This window comes from Caulobacter sp. LjRoot300 (assembly GCF_964253875.1).
Lineage (GTDB): Bacteria > Pseudomonadota > Alphaproteobacteria > Caulobacterales > Caulobacteraceae > Caulobacter.
Map to the genome: position 1 here is coordinate 1 of NZ_CAXUSA020000003.1, position 17,594 is coordinate 17,594.

Annotated in this window: 17 protein-coding genes and 1 pseudogene; 11 read left to right on the forward strand and 7 right to left on the reverse strand. The window is 69.6% G+C overall.

Features of this window, described 5'->3' with window-relative positions:
• Nucleotides 1–123: pseudogene (locus tag ACSQ2G_RS10245) on the reverse strand (hypothetical protein); the annotation flags it as partial.
• Between the two features lie 482 nt (nucleotides 124–605).
• Between ACSQ2G_RS10245 and ligA the strand changes: the two are divergent.
• From ligA to ACSQ2G_RS10260, 3 genes are all read left to right on the forward strand, one after another.
• Nucleotides 606–2,954, forward strand: a complete 2,349-nt coding sequence (ligA, locus tag ACSQ2G_RS10250) for an NAD-dependent DNA ligase LigA (protein ID WP_436030573.1) — start codon at nucleotides 606–608, stop codon at nucleotides 2,952–2,954.
• 198 nt (nucleotides 2,955–3,152) lie between these two features.
• The gene (locus ACSQ2G_RS10255; RefSeq protein ID WP_436030575.1) at nucleotides 3,153–3,758 is read left to right on the forward strand and encodes a 3'-5' exonuclease; all 606 of its coding nucleotides are present in this window, start codon (nucleotides 3,153–3,155) and stop codon (nucleotides 3,756–3,758) included.
• 94 nt (nucleotides 3,759–3,852) lie between these two features.
• Complete coding sequence (locus tag ACSQ2G_RS10260; protein ID WP_436030577.1) at nucleotides 3,853–4,266, forward strand: DUF2147 domain-containing protein; 414 nt, start codon at nucleotides 3,853–3,855, stop codon at nucleotides 4,264–4,266.
• A 45-nt stretch (nucleotides 4,267–4,311) separates the two neighbouring features.
• On the opposite strand, the gene ACSQ2G_RS10265 is transcribed toward ACSQ2G_RS10260, so the two are convergent.
• The 3 genes from ACSQ2G_RS10265 to ACSQ2G_RS10275 are packed head-to-tail and all read right to left on the reverse strand — an operon-like array spanning nucleotide 4,312 to nucleotide 7,397.
• Nucleotides 4,312–5,115, reverse strand: a complete 804-nt coding sequence (locus ACSQ2G_RS10265; protein WP_310079649.1) for a TrmH family RNA methyltransferase — start codon at nucleotides 5,113–5,115, stop codon at nucleotides 4,312–4,314.
• Between the two features lie 5 nt (nucleotides 5,116–5,120).
• Nucleotides 5,121–6,023 (reverse strand): class I SAM-dependent methyltransferase, encoded by a 903-nt coding sequence (locus ACSQ2G_RS10270; RefSeq protein ID WP_436030580.1) that lies wholly within the window; start codon nucleotides 6,021–6,023, stop codon nucleotides 5,121–5,123.
• Nucleotides 6,024–6,041: 18 nt separating this feature from the next.
• Complete coding sequence (locus ACSQ2G_RS10275) at nucleotides 6,042–7,397, reverse strand: glycosyltransferase (protein WP_436030581.1); 1,356 nt, start codon at nucleotides 7,395–7,397, stop codon at nucleotides 6,042–6,044.
• 273 nt (nucleotides 7,398–7,670) lie between these two features.
• On the opposite strand from ACSQ2G_RS10275, the gene ACSQ2G_RS10280 reads away from it, so the two are divergent.
• The 4 genes from ACSQ2G_RS10280 to ACSQ2G_RS10295 are packed head-to-tail and all read left to right on the forward strand — an operon-like array spanning nucleotide 7,671 to nucleotide 10,886.
• Nucleotides 7,671–8,306: a TetR/AcrR family transcriptional regulator gene (locus ACSQ2G_RS10280; RefSeq protein ID WP_310079644.1), complete on the forward strand. Its 636-nt coding sequence runs from the start codon at nucleotides 7,671–7,673 to the stop codon at nucleotides 8,304–8,306.
• Nucleotides 8,307–8,311: 5 nt separating this feature from the next.
• Nucleotides 8,312–9,124, forward strand: a complete 813-nt coding sequence (locus ACSQ2G_RS10285; protein WP_436030583.1) for an ABC transporter substrate-binding protein — start codon at nucleotides 8,312–8,314, stop codon at nucleotides 9,122–9,124.
• Nucleotides 9,067–10,107, forward strand: a complete 1,041-nt coding sequence (locus ACSQ2G_RS10290) for a FecCD family ABC transporter permease (protein WP_436031938.1) — start codon at nucleotides 9,067–9,069, stop codon at nucleotides 10,105–10,107. The genes ACSQ2G_RS10285 and ACSQ2G_RS10290 overlap by 58 nt, the downstream gene beginning before the upstream one ends.
• Complete coding sequence (locus ACSQ2G_RS10295) at nucleotides 10,104–10,886, forward strand: ABC transporter ATP-binding protein (RefSeq protein ID WP_436030584.1); 783 nt, start codon at nucleotides 10,104–10,106, stop codon at nucleotides 10,884–10,886. Before ACSQ2G_RS10290 ends, ACSQ2G_RS10295 begins: the two co-directional genes overlap by 4 nt.
• On the opposite strand, the gene ACSQ2G_RS10300 is transcribed toward ACSQ2G_RS10295, so the two are convergent.
• On the reverse strand, nucleotides 10,883–13,051 hold the full coding sequence (locus ACSQ2G_RS10300) for a transglycosylase SLT domain-containing protein (RefSeq protein WP_436030585.1): 2,169 nt from the start codon (nucleotides 13,049–13,051) through the stop codon (nucleotides 10,883–10,885). The genes ACSQ2G_RS10295 and ACSQ2G_RS10300 overlap by 4 nt on opposite strands.
• Nucleotides 13,052–13,315: 264 nt before the next feature.
• Between ACSQ2G_RS10300 and dapA the strand changes: the two genes are divergently transcribed.
• Both dapA and smpB read left to right on the forward strand, forming a co-directional pair.
• On the forward strand, nucleotides 13,316–14,200 hold the full coding sequence (dapA, locus tag ACSQ2G_RS10305; protein WP_436030586.1) for a 4-hydroxy-tetrahydrodipicolinate synthase: 885 nt from the start codon (nucleotides 13,316–13,318) through the stop codon (nucleotides 14,198–14,200).
• Nucleotides 14,200–14,658: an SsrA-binding protein SmpB gene (smpB, locus tag ACSQ2G_RS10310; protein WP_028041248.1), complete on the forward strand. Its 459-nt coding sequence runs from the start codon at nucleotides 14,200–14,202 to the stop codon at nucleotides 14,656–14,658. The genes dapA and smpB overlap by 1 nt, the downstream gene beginning before the upstream one ends.
• 24 nt (nucleotides 14,659–14,682) lie before the next feature.
• Here the strand turns inward: smpB and ACSQ2G_RS10315 are convergent, their stop codons facing one another.
• Nucleotides 14,683–15,150, reverse strand: a complete 468-nt coding sequence (locus ACSQ2G_RS10315) for a RidA family protein (protein ID WP_436030587.1) — start codon at nucleotides 15,148–15,150, stop codon at nucleotides 14,683–14,685.
• Nucleotides 15,151–15,163: 13 nt separating this feature from the next.
• Nucleotides 15,164–15,835 carry a spermidine synthase gene (locus ACSQ2G_RS10320; RefSeq protein ID WP_436030589.1) on the reverse strand — a complete coding sequence of 224 codons (672 nt, stop codon included), beginning with the start codon at nucleotides 15,833–15,835 and terminating at the stop codon, nucleotides 15,164–15,166.
• 122 nt (nucleotides 15,836–15,957) lie between these two features.
• Here ACSQ2G_RS10320 and ACSQ2G_RS10325 point away from each other — a divergent pair, with 122 nt between their 5' ends.
• Together ACSQ2G_RS10325 and ACSQ2G_RS10330 are read left to right on the forward strand one after the other, a co-directional pair.
• Nucleotides 15,958–16,734, forward strand: coding sequence for a class II aldolase/adducin family protein (locus ACSQ2G_RS10325; RefSeq protein ID WP_436030590.1), 777 nt, complete (start codon nucleotides 15,958–15,960; stop codon nucleotides 16,732–16,734).
• Nucleotides 16,735–16,763: 29 nt separating this feature from the next.
• Nucleotides 16,764–17,531, forward strand: a complete 768-nt coding sequence (locus tag ACSQ2G_RS10330; RefSeq protein ID WP_436030592.1) for a hypothetical protein — start codon at nucleotides 16,764–16,766, stop codon at nucleotides 17,529–17,531.
• Nucleotides 17,532–17,594 lie beyond the last annotated feature (63 nt).

Below are 17,594 nucleotides of genomic sequence, written 5' to 3' on the forward strand. Positions count from 1 at the left end.
GGAAAGGGCGCATGGCCAGCGACCGATGCGGCGGCGGGGGGCGATCGAGCGGGACTGGGCTGGAGGGGGTTACTCCAGCGTGTCCGGGGCCTTCCATCGTTGGGAAGCCCGCCCGCCGTCGGCGTCGCACGGGGATAGAGCGCGAGTATGCCCATAGGCCCGCGCCCCCGGCGTCCGGTTTCTCCCGAAAGGGATCGAAACCGGGTCCGGCTAAGCCTCAACAGGGCTGCCCACCGGACGCTGGCGGAAAACGCGTCGCGCGGAGCGATCGGCTTCGTCGAAACGGTATTTGTTCAAACACTCCGGACGATGTCCGGCGCTCCGCGTCCCTTTCCATACCTTCAGCGGCCAGCCGCGTGAGGCGGCCAAGCCGCGCCAGTCAGATCCTCCCCCTGTGGGGGAGGTGTCGCCCAAAGGGCGACGGAGGGGGGAGTGATCAGCCGATGACCGCACCCTGGATCGCCAACCCCAAAACTCCCCCCACCGATCGCTGCGCGATCGCCTCCCCCACAGGGGGAGGACCGCACGGTTCGACACAAAACGCCTCCCCCGACCGCTCGGCCTTGGCTAGTCTGCCGCCTGTCCTCAAGCCTCCGGATTCGCCCGTGTCCCAGATCGCCGTCGCCGACCTCACCAAGGACCAAGCCGACGCCGAGCTGGCCTGGCTGGCCGACGAACTGGCGGCGCACGATCTGCGCTATCACCAGCAGGACGCCCCGACGATCAGCGACGCCGAGTACGACGCCCTCAAGCGCCGCAATCTCGACATCGAGGCCCGCTTTCCCGAGCTGATCCGCGAGAACTCGCCGTCGATGCGGGTGGGCGCGGCGCGGGCCGAGCAGTTCTCGGCGGTCGAGCACGGCGTGCCGATGCTGAGCCTGGACAACGCCTTCTCCAACGACGAGGCGACCGAGTTCGACGCCCGCATCCGCCGCTTCCTGCGTCTGGCCGGCGAGCCGGTGTTCTACACCGCCGAGCCGAAGATCGACGGCCTGTCGGCCTCGCTGCGCTACGAGAAGGGCGTGCTGGTCCAGGGCGCGACCCGGGGCGACGGCAGGGTGGGCGAGGACGTCACCGCCAACCTGCGCACCCTGGCCGACATCCCCCACCGCCTGAAGGGGTCCGGCTGGCCCGAGGTGATCGAGATCCGCGGCGAGGTCTATGTCGAGCTGGAGGCCTTCGCCGCCTTCAACGCCGCCGCCCTGGAAGCCGGCCAGCGCACCTACGCCAATCCCCGCAACTTCGCCGCCGGCTCGCTGCGCCAGATCGACCCGAAGATCAGCGCCCAGCGGCCGCTGCGGTTCTTCGCCTATGCCTGGGGCCTGGTCAGCGGCCCGTTCGCGGCCGGCCAGTGGGAGGCGCTGGAAAAGCTCCACGACTGGGGCTTCGTCACCACCGCCCCGCCGGCCCGGCGCGTCCAGGACGCCCAGGGGCTGCTGGACGCCTATGCCGAGTTCGAGGTGCTGCGGCCCAAGCTGCCGTTCGACATCGACGGCGTGGTCTACAAGGTCGACGATCTGGAGCAGCAGCGCCGGTTGGGCTTCGTGTCGCGCTCGCCGCGCTGGGCCATCGCCCGCAAGTTCCCGGCCCAACAGGCCCGCACGATCCTGGAGGCCATCGACCTGCAGGTGGGCCGGACCGGCGCGATCACTCCAGTGGCGCGGCTGAAGCCCGTGACGGTCGGCGGGGTCTCGGTGACCAACGCCACCCTGCACAACGCCGACGAGATCGCCCGCCTGGATGTCCGCGTCGGCGACACGGTCGTGATCCAGCGGGCCGGCGACGTGATCCCGCAAATCGTCGAGGTGGCGCTCGACGAGCGGCCCGATCCCGCGCCCGAGCCCTACGAATTCCCCCACGAATGCCCGTGCCCGTTGAAGACGCCGCTGGCCCGCGAGGTCAACGCCTCGGGGACCGAGTCGGTGGTCCGCCGCTGCACCGGCGAGTTCGCCTGTCCGTTCCAGCGCATCGAGCACCTTCGCCACTTCGTCTCCCGCCGCGCCTTCGACATCGAGGGCCTGGGCGAAAAGCAGCTGGCGGCGTTCTTCGAGGCCGGCTGGATCAAGGAGCCGGCCGACATCTTCAAGCTGGCCCGCGACGAGGACAAGCTGGCGCAGCTGCGGGAACGCGACGGCTATGGCGAGACTTCCGTCGCCAACCTGGTCAAGGGCATCGAGGCGCGGCGGACCATCAGCCTGGACCGGGTGATCTACGGCCTGGGCATGCGCGACATCGGCGAGACCACCTCGACCGTGTTGGCCCGCAATTTCGACCGCTTCGAGGATCTGCAGGTCGCGGCCGAGCGGGCGGCGGGACAGCTGCCGGGCGCGGTCTATCTGGAGCTGTCGGGCGCGGCCGGGGTCGGTCCCAAGGCGCGCGACGAATTGGTCGAGGCCGGCAAGGGCGGGCTGAAGGCCGATCCGTGGCCGGAGGCCGACAGCCTGGAGGTCAAGATCGGCCACGCCGTGCCCAAGCTGAACAAGCCGGCCCGGGCGGCCCTGGCCGAGCGCTACGGCGACTGGGACGGCTTCGCCCAGGCCCTGGCGCAGGCGGGGCAGGGCGCGCCGGGCGAGGACTATCTGCAGCTGGCGGCCATCGACGGGATCGGCCCCGTGGCGGCCCAGTCGATCGCCCGCTTCTTCGCCGAGGAACACAATCGCGAGAAGGTGGCCAACCTGATCGCCGAGCTGGACATCCAGCCGGTGGCCAAGCCCAAGACCGACACCGCCGTGGCCGGCAAGACCATCGTCTTCACCGGTTCGCTGGAGAAGATGACCCGCGACGAGGCCAAGGCCCAGGCCGAGGCCCTGGGCGCCAAGGTCGCCTCGTCGGTGTCCAGGAAGACCGACCTGGTGGTGGCCGGCCCCGGCGCGGGGTCGAAGCTGAAGACCGCGACCGAACTGGGCGTCGAGGTGATGACCGAGGACGAGTGGCTGGCCATGGTGGGAGGCTAGGAATGAGCGCTCCAGGTGAAACCCACCTCACGGTTGTCATCCCGGAAAGCGCGCAGCGCTTGTCCGGGATCCAGGTGAGCCGCACCGCATCAGCCCAGTCCCCTGGGTCCCGGACAGCCTCTGCGAGGCTTCCGGGATGACAATCTATTTTCAGACTGTTCGGCCGCCAGGTCGTCCGACTTCCAGGGCGAGAACCTGATGCCCGTCGTCGCCATCGACTTCGAGACGGCCAACGAGCAGCGCTCCAGCCCCTGCGCCATCGGCCTGGCCTGGATCGAGGACGGGCGGATCACCGAGGTCGAGCACCACTACATCCGTCCGGCCGAGATGCGGTTCTCGGGCTGGAACATCGCCGTCCACGGCATCCGGCCGGCCGACGTGGAGGACGCCGACGAATTTCCCGACGTCCTGGCGCGCCTCCAGGACATGATCGAACGGGCGACGGTGATCGCCCACAACGCCGCGTTCGACATCAGCGTGATGCGCCGCACCTGCGAGCTCTACGGCCTGGCCTTCCCGTGCTTCGACTACATCTGCACGGTGCAGGTGGCCAAGAACACCTGGCCGCGGCTGCCGTCGGCCAAGCTGAACGCGGTCTGCGACTTCCTGGGCGTCGATTTCAAGCACCATGACGCGGCCCAGGACGCCTATGCCTGCGGCAGCGTCGCCCTGGCGGCCGTCGAGGCGGTCGGCGCATCGCATGTCCGCGAGCTGCCGGGCAAGCTGGGCATGGTCGCCGGCCGGCTGACCACGACCGGCTACACCACCTGCTCCAGCCCGGGCCTGAAACGGCGTGCGGTCTAGTTCGGCCAGTCTTGTTCGAACCTGGCCAGCAATTCATGGCCGGTTCAGCCGAACGCGCGTTAGAAAGGGGCGACAACTCCGGGAGAAAACGCCAATGAAACTGCCCATCCTCGCCGCCGCCCTGACCCTCGTCGCTGCTCCGGCCTTCGCCCAGGACGTCACGGGCCTGTGGCAGACCCAGACCAACGGCGGCCAGGTCGAGATCAGCCGCTGCGGCAACAGCCTGTGCGGCAAGCTGGTCAGCTCGGACCACATCAGGAGCGACCCGTCGGCCAAGGACGAGAAGAACAAGGACGCGTCCTTGCGCGACCGGCCGCTGAAGAACATGCAGATGCTGTACGACTTCACCGGCGGGCCGACCAAATGGACCGGCGGCAAGGTCTACAACGCCGCCGACGGCGGCACCTATTCGGGGACGATCACCCTGCTCTCGGCCAACGATCTGAAGCTGAAGGGCTGCATCGTGGCCCCGCTGTGCAAGACCGAGAAGTGGACGCGGATCAAGTAGTTATCCGAACGGGGACAGGCCCATGGGCCTGTCCCCAACCTCGTCCTAGCCCGTCACCGTGTAGATCATGATCCCCGTCGCCACCGACAGGTTCAGGCTGTCGGCCCGGCCGCGCATCGGGATCTTGACGTTGACGTCGCAGGCGGCGGCCAGTTCGGGCGGCAGGCCCTGCTGTTCGTTGCCCATCAGGATCAGCGAGGGCTTCACGTAATCGGCGCTTTTGTGATCGACCGTGGCGGTCAGCAGGGTGCCGACCACCGAGCCCGGCCAGGACTCGCGCCAGGCCAGGAACTCGGCCACCGAGGCCTTGGCGATCTTGACCGCGAAGATCGAGCCCATGGTCGCCCGAACCCCCTCGACCGAATAGGGGTCCACGCAGTCGCCGACCAGGATCACCCCGCCGCAGCCGGCCGCGTCGGCCGTGCGGATCACCGTGCCCAGGTTGCCGGGATCGCGCACGGCCTGCATGGCCACCCAACACGGGGCGCTCTCCGCCACGATGGCCGACAAGGGCGTGTAGACCTGCTTGAAGACACCGACTACGGCCTGAGGATTGTCGCGCCGCGAGACCTTTTCGAGGATCTCGCGATTGACCTCGATCACCTCGCCGCCCGCCTTCAGACAGGCCTGCGAAGCCTTCTGCAGCATCGGATGGTCGGCGGCGTCGCGGCCGTACATCAGGATCTTGGGCGCGTGGCCGCAGTCGATCGCCTCGATGACGATCTTCAAGCCCTCGGCCAGGAACAGGCCGCTGTCCTCGCGCTCCTTGCGCATGTGCAGGGCGCGGACGGCCTTGACGGTGGCGTTCGACAGCGAGGTGACGGTCTTCGGTGCGTGGGGGGCGTTCATCGCGATCACCCTTCCGAAGCCCAGCGGGCGAAGAACGACAGGCCGATCTGGCGATCGCCCTTCTCCTCGACCAGCGACAGCTCGCCCCAATCGATGACCCCGCCGCGTCCCTTCAGCTCCTGGGCCAGCAGGCCCGACATCGCCGCGCCCGAAACCCGGGCGGCATAGGCGTTCATCAGCAGGAACGAAGCGTCAGGCGCCAGGATCTGGGCGCAGTTGGCGGTCAGCTCGGCCAGGTCCTCGAACAGGCGCCAGACCTCGCCGTCGGCCCCGCGGCCGAACTTCGGCGGGTCCAGGATGATGCCGTCATATTGCGAGCCGCGGCGCACTTCGCGGGCTACGAAGCGGCGCGCGTCCTCGACGATCCAGCGGATCGGCTTGTCGGACAGGCCGGCGAAGGCGGCGTTCTCGCGGGCGAAGCCGACCGACTTCTTGCTGGCGTCCACATGGGTGACCGCAGCGCCGGCGGCGGCGCAGACCAGGCTGGCGACGCCGGTATAGCCGAACAGGTTCAGCACCTTGGGCTGGCGGCCCTTGAAGGCGCGGACCCGGGCGTCCTGCCACGCCCAGTTGGCGGCCTGTTCGGGGAAGAAGGCCAGGTGGCGGAACGGGGTGAACTGGCCATGGAACCTGGTCTCGCCCCAGGCCAGGTCGAACTTCTCGAGCGGCTTGCCCTTGAAGCGCCAGCGGCCGGCCTCGTCCTCGTCCGACGGATCGAACACGGCGTCGGCGTTGTCCCAGACCTTCTGGTCCAGGCGCGGGGCCCAGAAGCACTGCGGCTCGGGCCGCACCACGGTGTAGCGGCCGTAGCGCTCCAGCTTCCTGCCATGGCCGCTATCGAGCAGGGCGTAGTCGGCCCAGCCGGTGGTGCGCATGACGAGCGGAGCGGCGGCGATGGTCGGAGTCATGTCCCCGCCAATACGCGCTCAGGGCAAGGTCCGTCCAGTCCGCGCCAGCAGGCGAGGCAGCAAGGGGTTCGCGGCGCGGGGCGTGTGCGGGGTCTTGTCCCAATGGAATGGCGCGACGATGAACTGACGAAGCGCCTTGGCCGCCGCGACGCTCTGGAGCGGCCAATAGAAGATCGCGCCCAGCAGGGGGAGGGGGCGTTGCCGATGCCCGGCCCGTCGTTGGGCTTGAGCTCCGGCGAGCGCGATACAGGTCCAGCCGAAGAACACCAGCATCCAGTCCATGGCCGGCACGGCGGGCAACAGGTCGACCGTCGACCCAGCCCACTGCAGCAGGAGCCAGGCGAACAGAGGGCCGTGCAGATGGGACGAGGCCAGGGGCAAGGCCAGGGTCAGGACGAACGCGACGGCCCCTCGCGGGGTTCGCACGACGGGCCCTCGAGCGTGAACGGCCAAGGTCTGGAGGTGCCCCTTGATCCAGCGCGCCCGTTGCGGCGTCCAGACCTTCAAGGTGGCGGGCGAGGTCTCAAGGGTGGGCTGGCTGATGACATCCAGCCGGTAGCCCTCGGCGGCCAGGCGAAAGCCGATGTCGGCGTCCTCGGTGACATTGTACGGATCCCAGCCGCCGACGGCGCGCAGGGCCTCGGCGCGGAAGTGGTTGCTGGTGCCGCCGAGCGGGAAGGGCAGGCCCCAGCGGGCCAGGGCCGGCAGGAAGACCTCGAACAGCACGGCGTATTCGAGGGCGAACTGGTCGGGCAGGAAGCGCGGGTCGGGCTCGATCCGCAAGGGCGCCTGCAGGCAGGCCAGGTTCGCGTCGGCCTGGGCGAAGCGCGCGGCGGCTTCGCGCAATTGGCCGGGATGCGGCGCATCCTCGGCGTCGTAGATGACCACCAGGTCGCCATGCGCCCGCTCCAGGGCCACGTTGCAGGCGCGGGGCTTGGTCTGCGGCGAGCCGGGCGGCGCGACCAGCACCTGGAAGCCCGCTGGAAGGTCCAGCGCCGTGAAGGCGGCCTGGGTCTCATGGTCGTTGGCTTCCAGGGCGATCAGCACCTGCAGGCGCTCACGCGGATAGTCCAGCCGCGCGAGATTGGCGATCAGCTCCGTCGCCACCGCCGCCTCGCGATAGAGCGGCACGATGATCGTATAGCCAGGCAAGGCTTCGTCGGGCAGCGACGCCGCGGCGATCGGCCGGCGCGGCGTGAAGGCTGCGACCAGCTTGACGGCCGAATGGCCCATGAAACCGACGAAGAACAGCAGGTGAAACCCTTCCAGCGTCGCCCGGGTCTGGAAGGTCGCCAGAAGGAGCAGGAGGGTCAGCAAGACCGCCAACCCGATCAACTGGCCGCGCGACAGGCGGCGATGAGCGCCGTCGGGCAAGGGCGCGGCCGCCTGGACCGGTTCGCCCCTGGGCGCCTCGATCCAATCCCTGTCGACCGGTTTGTTCCCAAACGCACGTCGCCGCTGGTCTCTTTCTTCTCGCGCCATCGCCCCCGCCGCGAACAATCGGATCCAGCGAGCAGATAGCGAATCTTCAACCTTGAAGTGTCAAACAGAAAAACACGTGTTTTGGGGAAATCCTCGGGAGTTGCGACGCGTGGGTGATTCCCGTTTAGTGTCGGGTTCGGGGACGAGGTAGGGGAACGCCATATCGTGACGGTCGCGCTGAAGAAGCCGCACAAGTCGGCCCGCAAGCCCAAAGGTGACGGCCATTTGCGTCGCGGAGAGATCCTGGCCGCGGCCGAGAGGATCTTCATCGCCGAAGGCTATGCGGGGGCGACGATCCGCAAGATCGCCGACGCCGTGGGCGTCTCCTCGACCGCCCTCTACATGCACTTCCGCGACAAGGACCAGATCCTGCTGGAGATCAGCGACGACGCGATCGGCCAGCTTTTGGCCGTGAACGTCGACATCGCCCATCGGCCGATCGACGCCGTGGCGCGGGTGCGGCTGATGCTCGAGGCCTACATGAAGTTCGCGCTCGACAATCCCAACACCTATCAGCTGGTGTTCTGCGGTTCGCGCGACGTGATCTCCAAGGAGAAGCAGGCCGCCACCGCCGAACTGGGCGATCGCTGCTTCGCCGAGTTCAGCGGTCCGATCCACGAGATCGCCGCCGCCGGCCGTCTGCGCACCGGCTCCGGCGAGAGCGCCGCCCAGGTGTTGTGGGCCGCTTGCCATGGCCTGGTGGCCCTGCTGATCACCCTGCCCGACCGCAATTGGGCGCCGCGCGAGGAGCTGATGAAGGTCACGCTGGACGGGCTGCTGCACGGTCTGGTGACGGACTGACACCCATGCGCGCCGCCTTGTTCGCCGGCCTCGCCGCCGGCCTAGCGGTGATCGCGACGCCCGCCGTCGCCCAGACCAGCTCCCAGCGGGTGATGTCGCTGGACTCCTGCGCCGACCAGTATGTCTTGGCCCTGGCGGCGCGCGAGACCATTGTCGGCGTCTCGCCGCGGGCCGCCGCGCCGGATTCCTTCCTTCGCGCCAAGGCGGTCGGCCTGCCGAAGCGGCGGACGACGCTGGAGGCGGTGCTGGGCGCGCGCCCGGATGTCGTGGTGCGCCAATGGGGCGGCGACGCCCGCCTGACGGCCGCCCTGGCGCGGCGCGGCGTGCGCACGATCAGCCTTGGCGACGCCACCGATTTCGACGGCGTGCGCGCCAATGTCCGCCAGGTGGCCCAGGCCTTGAATCGCGGTCCGGCGGGCGAGGCCCTGCTGGCGCGCATGGACGCCGACCTGGCGCGTTCGGCCGGTGCGGGCCAGGGGCGGGCCGCCTTCTACCTGACGCCAGGCGGCTATACGGCCGGTCCCAGCACCATGGTCGACGCCATGCTGCGGGCGGCGGGCTTCACCAACGTCGTGACCCAGCCCTATTTTTCCCCCGCGCCGCTGGAGAGCCTGGTGCTGAAGCCGCCGAAGGCCGTGGTGCTGGGCTTCTTCGACCTGACCCGGGCCGGGGCCGACCGCTGGGGACCCGGGCGTCACGCGGCGCTGCGCCGGGCGACACGGGGGCGAGTGGTCGCCTCGCTGCCCGGGGCCATGCTGGGCTGCTCGGCTTGGTTCGCCGCCGACGGCGCGCGGGTGCTGGCGGAGGCGGCGCGATGAGCCCGCGTCGTCTGGAACTGGGTCTGCTGCTGGTCCTGGTCGCGGCGGCGATGGTGGCCATCGGCCTGGGCGAGAGCCCGCTGAACGCGGCGCAGTACCATCAGGCCTTGACTGACCTTGGGTCCCCACCGGCCGAGGTGCTGTGGACCATCCGGTTGCCGCGGGTGCTGATGGCCGCCTTGGTTGGGGCGGGCCTGGGCCTGGCGGGCGCGACGATGCAGGGCCTGCTGCGCAATCCATTGGCCGAGCCCGGCGTGCTGGGCGTCTCGGCCACGGCGGGCCTGGGCGCGTCCCTGGCCATCGCCGGGGGGCTGGCGGCCTTTCCGGGCGCGATCGAGCTGGCGGCTCTGGCCGGGGCCCTCGCCGCTGGCGCGGTGGTCGTCGGCCTGGCGGCGCGGTTTCGCGAGCCCGAGGTGCTGATCCTGTTCGGCGTGGCGTTGTCGGCCTTCGCCGGCGCTCTGACCGCCCTGGTCTTCAACCTGTCGCCGTCGCCGGTGGCCATCGCCGAGGTGCTGGCCTGGCTGATGGGCTCGGTCGAGAACCGCGACGTCACCGACATCCTGCGGGCGGCGGGGCCGATGGCGGTCGGGGCGGGGCTCTGCCTCTACGCCGCCCAGGGCTTGCGGATGCTGACCCTGGGCGAGGAGGCGGCCCAGATGTCCGGCCTGCCGATGGCGCGGCTGCGGGTGGCGGCGGTGGCGGGTTCGGCCTTGCTGGCGGGGGCCTCGGTCGCGGCGGCCGGGGTGATCGGCTTCGTCGGGCTGGCCGCGCCGCATCTGGTGCGGGCCGCCGTGCGCGACGATCCTGGCAGGCTGCTGCGGCCCTCGGCCCTGGCGGGCGCGGTGCTGCTGGTCGCCGCCGATCTCGCCGCCCGACTGATTCCGACCGAGCAGGAGCTGAAGCTGGGCGTCGTCACGGCCCTGTTCGGCGCGCCGGTCTTCGCCTTGCTGGCCTGGCGTGCGGCGCGGAGCTGGCGGTCGTGACCGCTGCCTGGACCATCGCTGACGCCAGGGCCCGGCGCGGCAAGGCGCTGGTGTTGGACGGCGCGGCCCTCAGCGTCGCACCGGGCGAGGTGCTGGGCGTGGTCGGCCCCAACGGCGCGGGCAAAACCAGCCTGCTGCGGGCGGGTCTGGGGCTGATGCCGCTGGAGACGGGGCGGGCGCGCTTGGCCGGACGTCCGGTCGGCGGCCTGGACCCCGTCGAGCGGGCGCGCCTGGTCGGCTACCTGCCGCAGGAACGCCGCCTGGCCTGGAACCTGCCGGCCCTGGAGGTCGCCGCCCTCGGCGCGCCGGACCTGCCCTCCAGCCAAGCCCTGGCCATCGCCCGAGAACGCCTGGAACGGGTGGGCGTCGCCGATCTGGCCCAGCGCGGCGTGCTCGACATGTCGGGCGGCGAGCGAGCCCGAGTGCTGCTGGCCCGCCTGCTGGCGACGCGCGCGCCGCTGCTGGTCGCCGACGAGCCGGTGGCGGGTCTGGACCCCGACGCCCAACTTCTGACGCTGGACCTGCTGCGCGCCGAGGCGGCCGGTGGGGCCGCCGTGGTCGTCACCCTGCACGACCTGGGCCTGGCGGCGCGGTCCTGCGATCGGATCCTGGTGCTGGATCATGGCCACGTGGCGGCGGAAGGCGCGCCGGTCGACGCGCTGTCGCCGACCGTGCTGGCCGATGTGTTCCGGCTGGACGGCGCTCTGGTCGAGACGCCGGCGGGGCTGATCGTGGCGGCGCGACGGGCCTCGTCCTCTCCCGTCAAAAGGTCGGTTTAGCGCGTTCCCGGCACGTAGCCGCCTTGCGGGATGGCGGTCGTGCTTCCGCCGATCGGCGGCAGGCCGCCCGTCGGCGTCGTTCCGGTCGGACCCGCATAGCTGTAGCCGCCGCGCTTCAGGTCGCTCGACAGGGTCAGCGGGGCCACGCCGCCGTTCAGACGGGCGCGGTAGACCATCGTCGTCTCGATGGTCCGCATCACGTAGTTTCGGGTCTCGGAGAACGGAATGCACTCGATGAAGTCGAGCGGATCGGTGGTCGCGCCGCGCGGGTCGCCGCACAGCGAGACCCAGGCGGCCGGCCGGCCTGGTCCGGCGTTGTAGGCGGCGGCAGCCATGATGTACGAGCCGCTGAAGTTGCTGACCATGCTGCCCAGATAGGTCGAGCCCAGGCGCATGTTGTAGAACGGGTCGGACAGGCGATCGACGCTGTGGCTCTCGCCCAGCTGCCGCGCGACGATGGCGGCGGTGGCCGGCATCAGTTGCATCATGCCGCGCGCGCCCGGCGTGGAACGGGCGTTGGGGTCGAAATTGCTTTCCTGGCGCGAGATCGAATAGACGAAGGCCGTCTCGGCCGCGCCCGGTCCCGGGGTGAACAGGTGATCAAGCAGCGGATAGCCGCGCTCGGGCAGGGTGAAGCCGCGCTGGGCGGCGGTGCGGACCGCGCGCATGGCCAGGTCCGGGTCGCCATAGTTCCTGGCCAGATCGACCAGCAGGGCTTCTTCTTCCGCCGACGGCAGCTGGTCGTCGATGAACAGCACGAAGACCCGCACCTGGTCGCGCGCTCCGGCCGCCATCAGGGTGCGCACCGCCCGCACCAGTTCGCGGCCCTCGAAGCGGGCGCGGTCAGCCTGGGTGATCGTCGGATCCTTGTCGAGGCGGATCTCCTTGATCCCGGCCTTCTCGGCGGCGAGCTGGCCGTAGAAGGTGGTGATGTAGCGCGACCCTTCGGCATAGAAGGCCTGGGCGGCGATGCCGTCGCCCTGGGCCTCGGCGGCCCGCCCCTGCCAGTAGAGGGCGCGGCCGCGGGTGATCGGCGAGGCGCCGATCTCGGCGATGCGGGCGAAGTGGGCCGCGGCGCGGTCGGCGTCCTTCAGGCGGGTGAGGGCGATCCAGCCGGCGTAGAACTCGCTCTCGGCCGCGTCGGCGCCCTCCTTCAGGCGGGCGTTGGCCGCTGCGTAAGCGCCAGCGCCGTCGCCGTTCTTCAGGGCCGAGACCACCAATTGCTTGCGCTCGCGCCAGATGGCGGAAGCCGCATCGCCGCTGGGCGGCGGGGCGGGGAACTGCGCGGCCAACGGTAGGGCCAGGGTGTCCAGACCCTTGCGACGCAGATAGGCTGCGCGCTCGAAGACGACGCCGGGCTGGGCCTGTTGGGCGGGCGTCAGCGCGGCGTAGAGGTCGTTGGCGTTGCTGGCGTTCGAGCGGAAGGCGATGCGCGCCTGGGCCGCCGCCTGCTGGTCGTAGGGCAGCAGGGCGACCATGTCGCGGGCTGCGGGGCCTTGCGCGCCGTACAGCAGGACGTCGGCGCGGCGGACGTGGTCGTCGGTCGTCAGCAGCGTGCCGAAGCGGGCCAGCATCGCGCGCTGGGCGTCGAGCTCGAACACCTGGTCGCGCCACCAGCGGCGAATAAGGCTGGTCGCATCGCTGCTGCGGCCAGCGGCCTGGTAGGCGGCGGCGAGCGACATGGCGCCTTCCGCGGTCTGCGGGTCGCGGCCGCCGAACCAGGCGATCATCCGCTGGGCGTCGAGGCCGGAAAGGGCCAGGGCCTTTTCGGCGGCGTTCTCGCGGCGCTGGGCGCGGGGCCAGCCCGAGAGGTCGCGGCGCGCCTGGTCCAGTTCGAAGAAGCTCATGCTCTCGGCGCTGGCGTCGACCAGCGCCCACAGGGCGATCTTGCGCGACAGCGGGTCCTGGATGCCGGACATCGCCATGCGGATGGTGGCGGGGTCGCGGCTGCTGACCGCCGTGCGCAGGTTGGCGGCGTCAGCCTCGGCGGGCGTGGCGTAGGTCGCGGTGGGCGGCGTGGTGATCAGGCCCTGGGGGGTGACCGAGCCCGTATAGGGCTGCGGCGCGCGGGGCAGGTCGACGTCGTCCTGGGCAAGCGCCACGCCAAAGAGCGCCACCACCGCGGATCCGCCCAGCAACACCTTACCCAACAACCCTGACGCCAAAACGTCGTCTCCCTTCGATTCTCTGGCCCACACGGGCTGCATTCTCGCCGTTTTCCGATAGCGGCGGGGCCGATTTGCGGCGCTTGCGATCCCGGATTTGCACCTATAGACCGCTTCGCGACGGATTGACCCTTGCAGAAACGTCCCCAAATCGGTGCAGAGCGTCACGGACCGGTTGCGGGACATGGGGAGCGGGACATATTGTCCGCCCCCATCCTCAGGCCGCAACCGTCGCGGCGCGTTTCTCACGGCAAATTGCAAGTCATGGCTCATTCTCCGTTCAAGGGCGTCATTCCGGCACTGGTCACGCCATTCCGCGACGGCGCGGTGGACGAGAAAGCCTTCGTGGCCCTGGTCGAGCGCCAGATCGCCGGCGGCGTGCACGGCCTGGTGCCGGTGGGCACCACCGGCGAGACCGCGACCCTGAGCCATGACGAACACAAGCGTGTGGTCGAGCTGTGCGTGCAGACCGCCCGCGGTCGCGTGCCGGTGATCGCCGGGGCGGGCTCCAACTCGACCGCCGAGGCGATCGAGTTGGTGGCCCACGCCAAGGCCGTCGGGGCTGACGCGGCTCTGGTGGTCTCGCCCTACTACGTGCGCCCCAGCCAAGAAGGGGTCTACCAGCACTACAGGGCGATCAATGACGCGGTGCAACTGCCGGTTCTGGTCTACAACGTGCCTGGACGTACGGGGTCGGACGTCACCAACGAAACGCTGGAGCGGCTGTCCAAGCTGCCCAACATCGTCGGCATCAAGGACGCCACGGGAGACCTGACCCGCGCCAGCTTCCAGCGGATCATGTGCGGTCCCGACTGGGTGATGCTGTCCGGCGACGATCCCACAGCGCTCGGCTACGTCGCCCATGGCGGCCACGGCGTGATCTCGGTGACCTCGAACGTCGCGCCGGACGCCTGCGCCACTTTCATCAACGCCTGCCTGAACGGCGAATGGGAGACCGCGCTCTACTGGCAGGATCGCCTTGTGAGGCTGCACAAGGCGCTGTTCCTCGACGCCTCGCCGTCGCCGACCAAGTTCGCCATGGCTCATCTGGGCTTGTGCGAGGCCGACGTCCGTCTGCCGATCGCCCCGTGCAGCGAGATGGTGAAGCCGGCGATCCTGGAGGCCATGCGCGAGGCTGGTCTGGTCTGATGACCAAGCCAATCGCCGAGAACCGCCGCGCGCGGTACGACTACTTCATCGAGGAGACCTTCGAGGCCGGGCTGATGCTGACGGGCACCGAGGTGAAGTCGTTGCGCGTGGGCCGGGCCAACATCGCCGAGTCCTACGCCTCGGTGGAAGGGCGCGAGATCAAGCTGATCAACGCCGACATCCCGCCCTACGGCCACGCCAACCGCTTCAACCACGAGCCCCGTCGGCACCGGAAGCTGCTGCTGCACCGCAAGCAGATCGACAAGCTGATCGGCGCGGTCCAGCGCGACGGCCGCACCCTGATCCCGCTCAAGCTCTATTGGAACGAGAAGGGCTTGGCTAAGCTGGAGATCGGCCTGGCCAAGGGCAAGAAGAACCACGACAAGCGCGAGACCGAGGCCGCCCGCGACTGGCAGCGCGACAAGGCCCGGCTGATGAAGGGCGACCGGGGGGACTGATCGCCGCGCCTTCAAGCCTTCCGGCTATCGAGCTTGGACAGGCCTGGCCGCGATCAGTTCCACCTCCAGCAACAGGTCCGGACGGACAAGGCCCGCGACGCCGACCACGGTGCTGGCCGGTGGCGGAGCCTTGCCGAAGAAGTCGCCCGCCGCCTGGCGGTAGGCGGGCAAGGTGGTCTGGATGTCGACCAGGAAGCCGCGGATCTGGATCACGTCGGCGGGCGTTAGGCCGCGCGCGGCCAGGGCCGTGCGCAGGTTGCGGAACACCGCCTGCGCCTGGCCTTGGGCGTCCGTCGGCGCCGCGCCATCGGGCCCCTGGGCGGTCAGGCCCGACACGAAGACCAGGGCGGCGCCGGCTGGAACCTCGACGACATTGGTGAAGCGGGGGCTGGTGAACAAGCCCGGCGGATTGTCGCGAATGACGGCGTCCTGAGCCAAGGCCGGCGACGTACAAGCCGTCAGGATCGTTGCGGCTATCAACAGGGTCTTCATCACCGTTGGTTCCCTAAAGCTTCGTGGCCAGCCAGATCACATGCCGGGCGCCGCGTCCCTTGTGGGCGCGCACGCCGATCTCCTCGACCCCATAGCCCGCCCGTTTCAGTCGCGTGGTGAACGCGCTGTCGCGGGTCGAGGACCAGACTTCCAGCACACCGCCGGGCCGCAGCGCGCGCTTGGCAGTGGCCAGGCCCGAGGGGCTGTAGAGGCCGTCGTTCTCCTTGCGGCTGAGGCCGCCGGGGCCGTTGTCGACATCCAGCAGGATGGCGTCGAACGCCGCTTCGCCGACCCGGATTGGTTCGCCGACGTCGCCTTGATGGATGCTGACACGGGGATCGTCGAGGCTGGCTCCGTGCAGGTCCGCCAGCGGACCCCGCGCCCAGGCGACGACGGCGGGCACGAGTTCGGCCACGACGATCTCGGCATCGGGCCGGAAGGCGGCGAGGGCGGCGCGCAGAGTGAAGCCCATGCCCAACCCGCCGATCAGCACCCGCGCCTTGGGACGTTCGCCGATGCGCTCGAAGGCCATCGCGGCCATCGCCTCTTCCGAGCCGCTGAGCCGGCTGTTCATCAGCTCGATGCCGCCGGTCATGATCGAGAACTCGGTCCCGCGCCGCATCAGCCGCAGGTCTTCGCCGTCGCCGGGCACCTGGGCGGTGTCGAGATGCTGCCAGGGGATCATGGGAACTCGTTCGGAAGCGATGGAGCGTAGACCACGTCCACTCCCGCGAACGGTCGCTTGACGCAAGGACCCAGCGGCGCGACCCTCCAACCTAACAATGATAACCTACGGAGGATCCGCTCATGGCCGACGGTGCATCGCCCATCGCCACGTCGCTCAAGGACAAGGTCAGCGAGGCCGAATGGAAGGCCCGCGTCGATCTGGCCGCGCTCTATCGCCTGGTCGCCGTCCACGGCTGGGACGACATGATCTTCACCCACATCTCCGCCCGCATTCCCGGCCCGGAGCATCACTTCCTGATCAATCCCTACGGCATGTTCTTCGGCGAGATGACCGCCTCATGCCTGGTCAAGGTCGACCTGGACGGCAACGTCATCGACAAGACGCCGTACTTCATCAATCCGGCGGGCTTCACGATCCATTCGGCGGTCCACGCCGCCCGCGAGGACGCCCATTTCGTCATGCACCTGCACACCGACCAGGGCGTGGGGGTCTCGGCCAACAAGGACGGCCTGCTGCCGCTGTCGCAGCAGTCGTTAATTGTCTTGCCTCAGCTCGCCTATCACGATTATGAAGGCATTGCGCTCAACCTTGACGAACGGGAACGCCTGGTGGCCGACCTCGGCGAGAAAAAGCTGATGATGCTGCGCAACCACGGCACCTTGTCGGTGGGGACGACGGCGGCCGAGTGTTGGCTGGGGATGTTCTTCCTTGAAAGGGCCTGCGCCCAGCAGGTGATGGCGTTGAGCGCGGGCCGCGCGAACGTGCTCGAAGCGCCCGAACAAGCCCAGGCCGAGGTCCGCAGCCAGACCGGCATGGGCATGGGCATGATCGCGGGTCTGGCGTGGCCGGGCTGCTTGCGCAAGCTCGACCGGGAGTCCCCCGGTTACGCGGATTGACGCCCAGACGGCGAAAACGAAACGCCGCCGTGGCCTTCGGGGCCGCGGCGGCTTTCTTTTGCGCGTCGGGCGGCCTGTCCGCTCCCGCCTGGGCGGGCGCCTGGCCGATGAAGGACGGCGAGGGCCTGGCTATCCTCAAGTATGAGGACCAGAAGGCGGACACGGGTTTTGACCCAAACGGCGTGGAGGTGGCGATCGCGCGCCGTCACGATCAGACCTTGTCGCTGTACGGCGAGTATGGACTGACCGACCGGCTGACCCTGCAATCCAAGACAGCCCTGACTCGCGGCCACGACAGTTTCGTCGACTACGAGGGGTTGGGGGTGGTCGAGTTGGGTCTGCGGTACGCGTTGCTGCACAGGGATCGATCAGTCGTCAGCCTTTATCTGGGCGCCGCACGGGATGGCGTGGGGCGCAATGCCGGGTATGCGGCGCCGGGACAGGGCGACATGGATCTGGAGGCGCGCCTGCTGGCGGGGACTTCGCGCCGGTGGCGTACGACGCCCGTCTTCGCCGAGCTGCAGGTCGCCCGGCTCAAGCGCAGCGGCTTGGCCGACGAGACCAGGATCGACGCCACGATGGGCGTCAGACCCACGCGCCGCTGGCTGTTGATGGTGCAAACCTATGCTGGCCAGGCGGATTCCCGGCCGGTCAGATCGCGCTGGTCCAAGAACGAGATCTCCCTAACGCGCGACCTGGGCGCTTGGAGTCTGCAGGCCGGCTGGCGTCAGGCGATCCTGGGCCGCGAAACCCCCGCCGATCGCGGGCCCGTCGTGGCGGTCTGGCGGCGGTTTTAATATTTCAGCGCTGTAATACTTGGTCATCCGTGTGTCACTGGACGCAGGCTAGGGCTGGCGGCT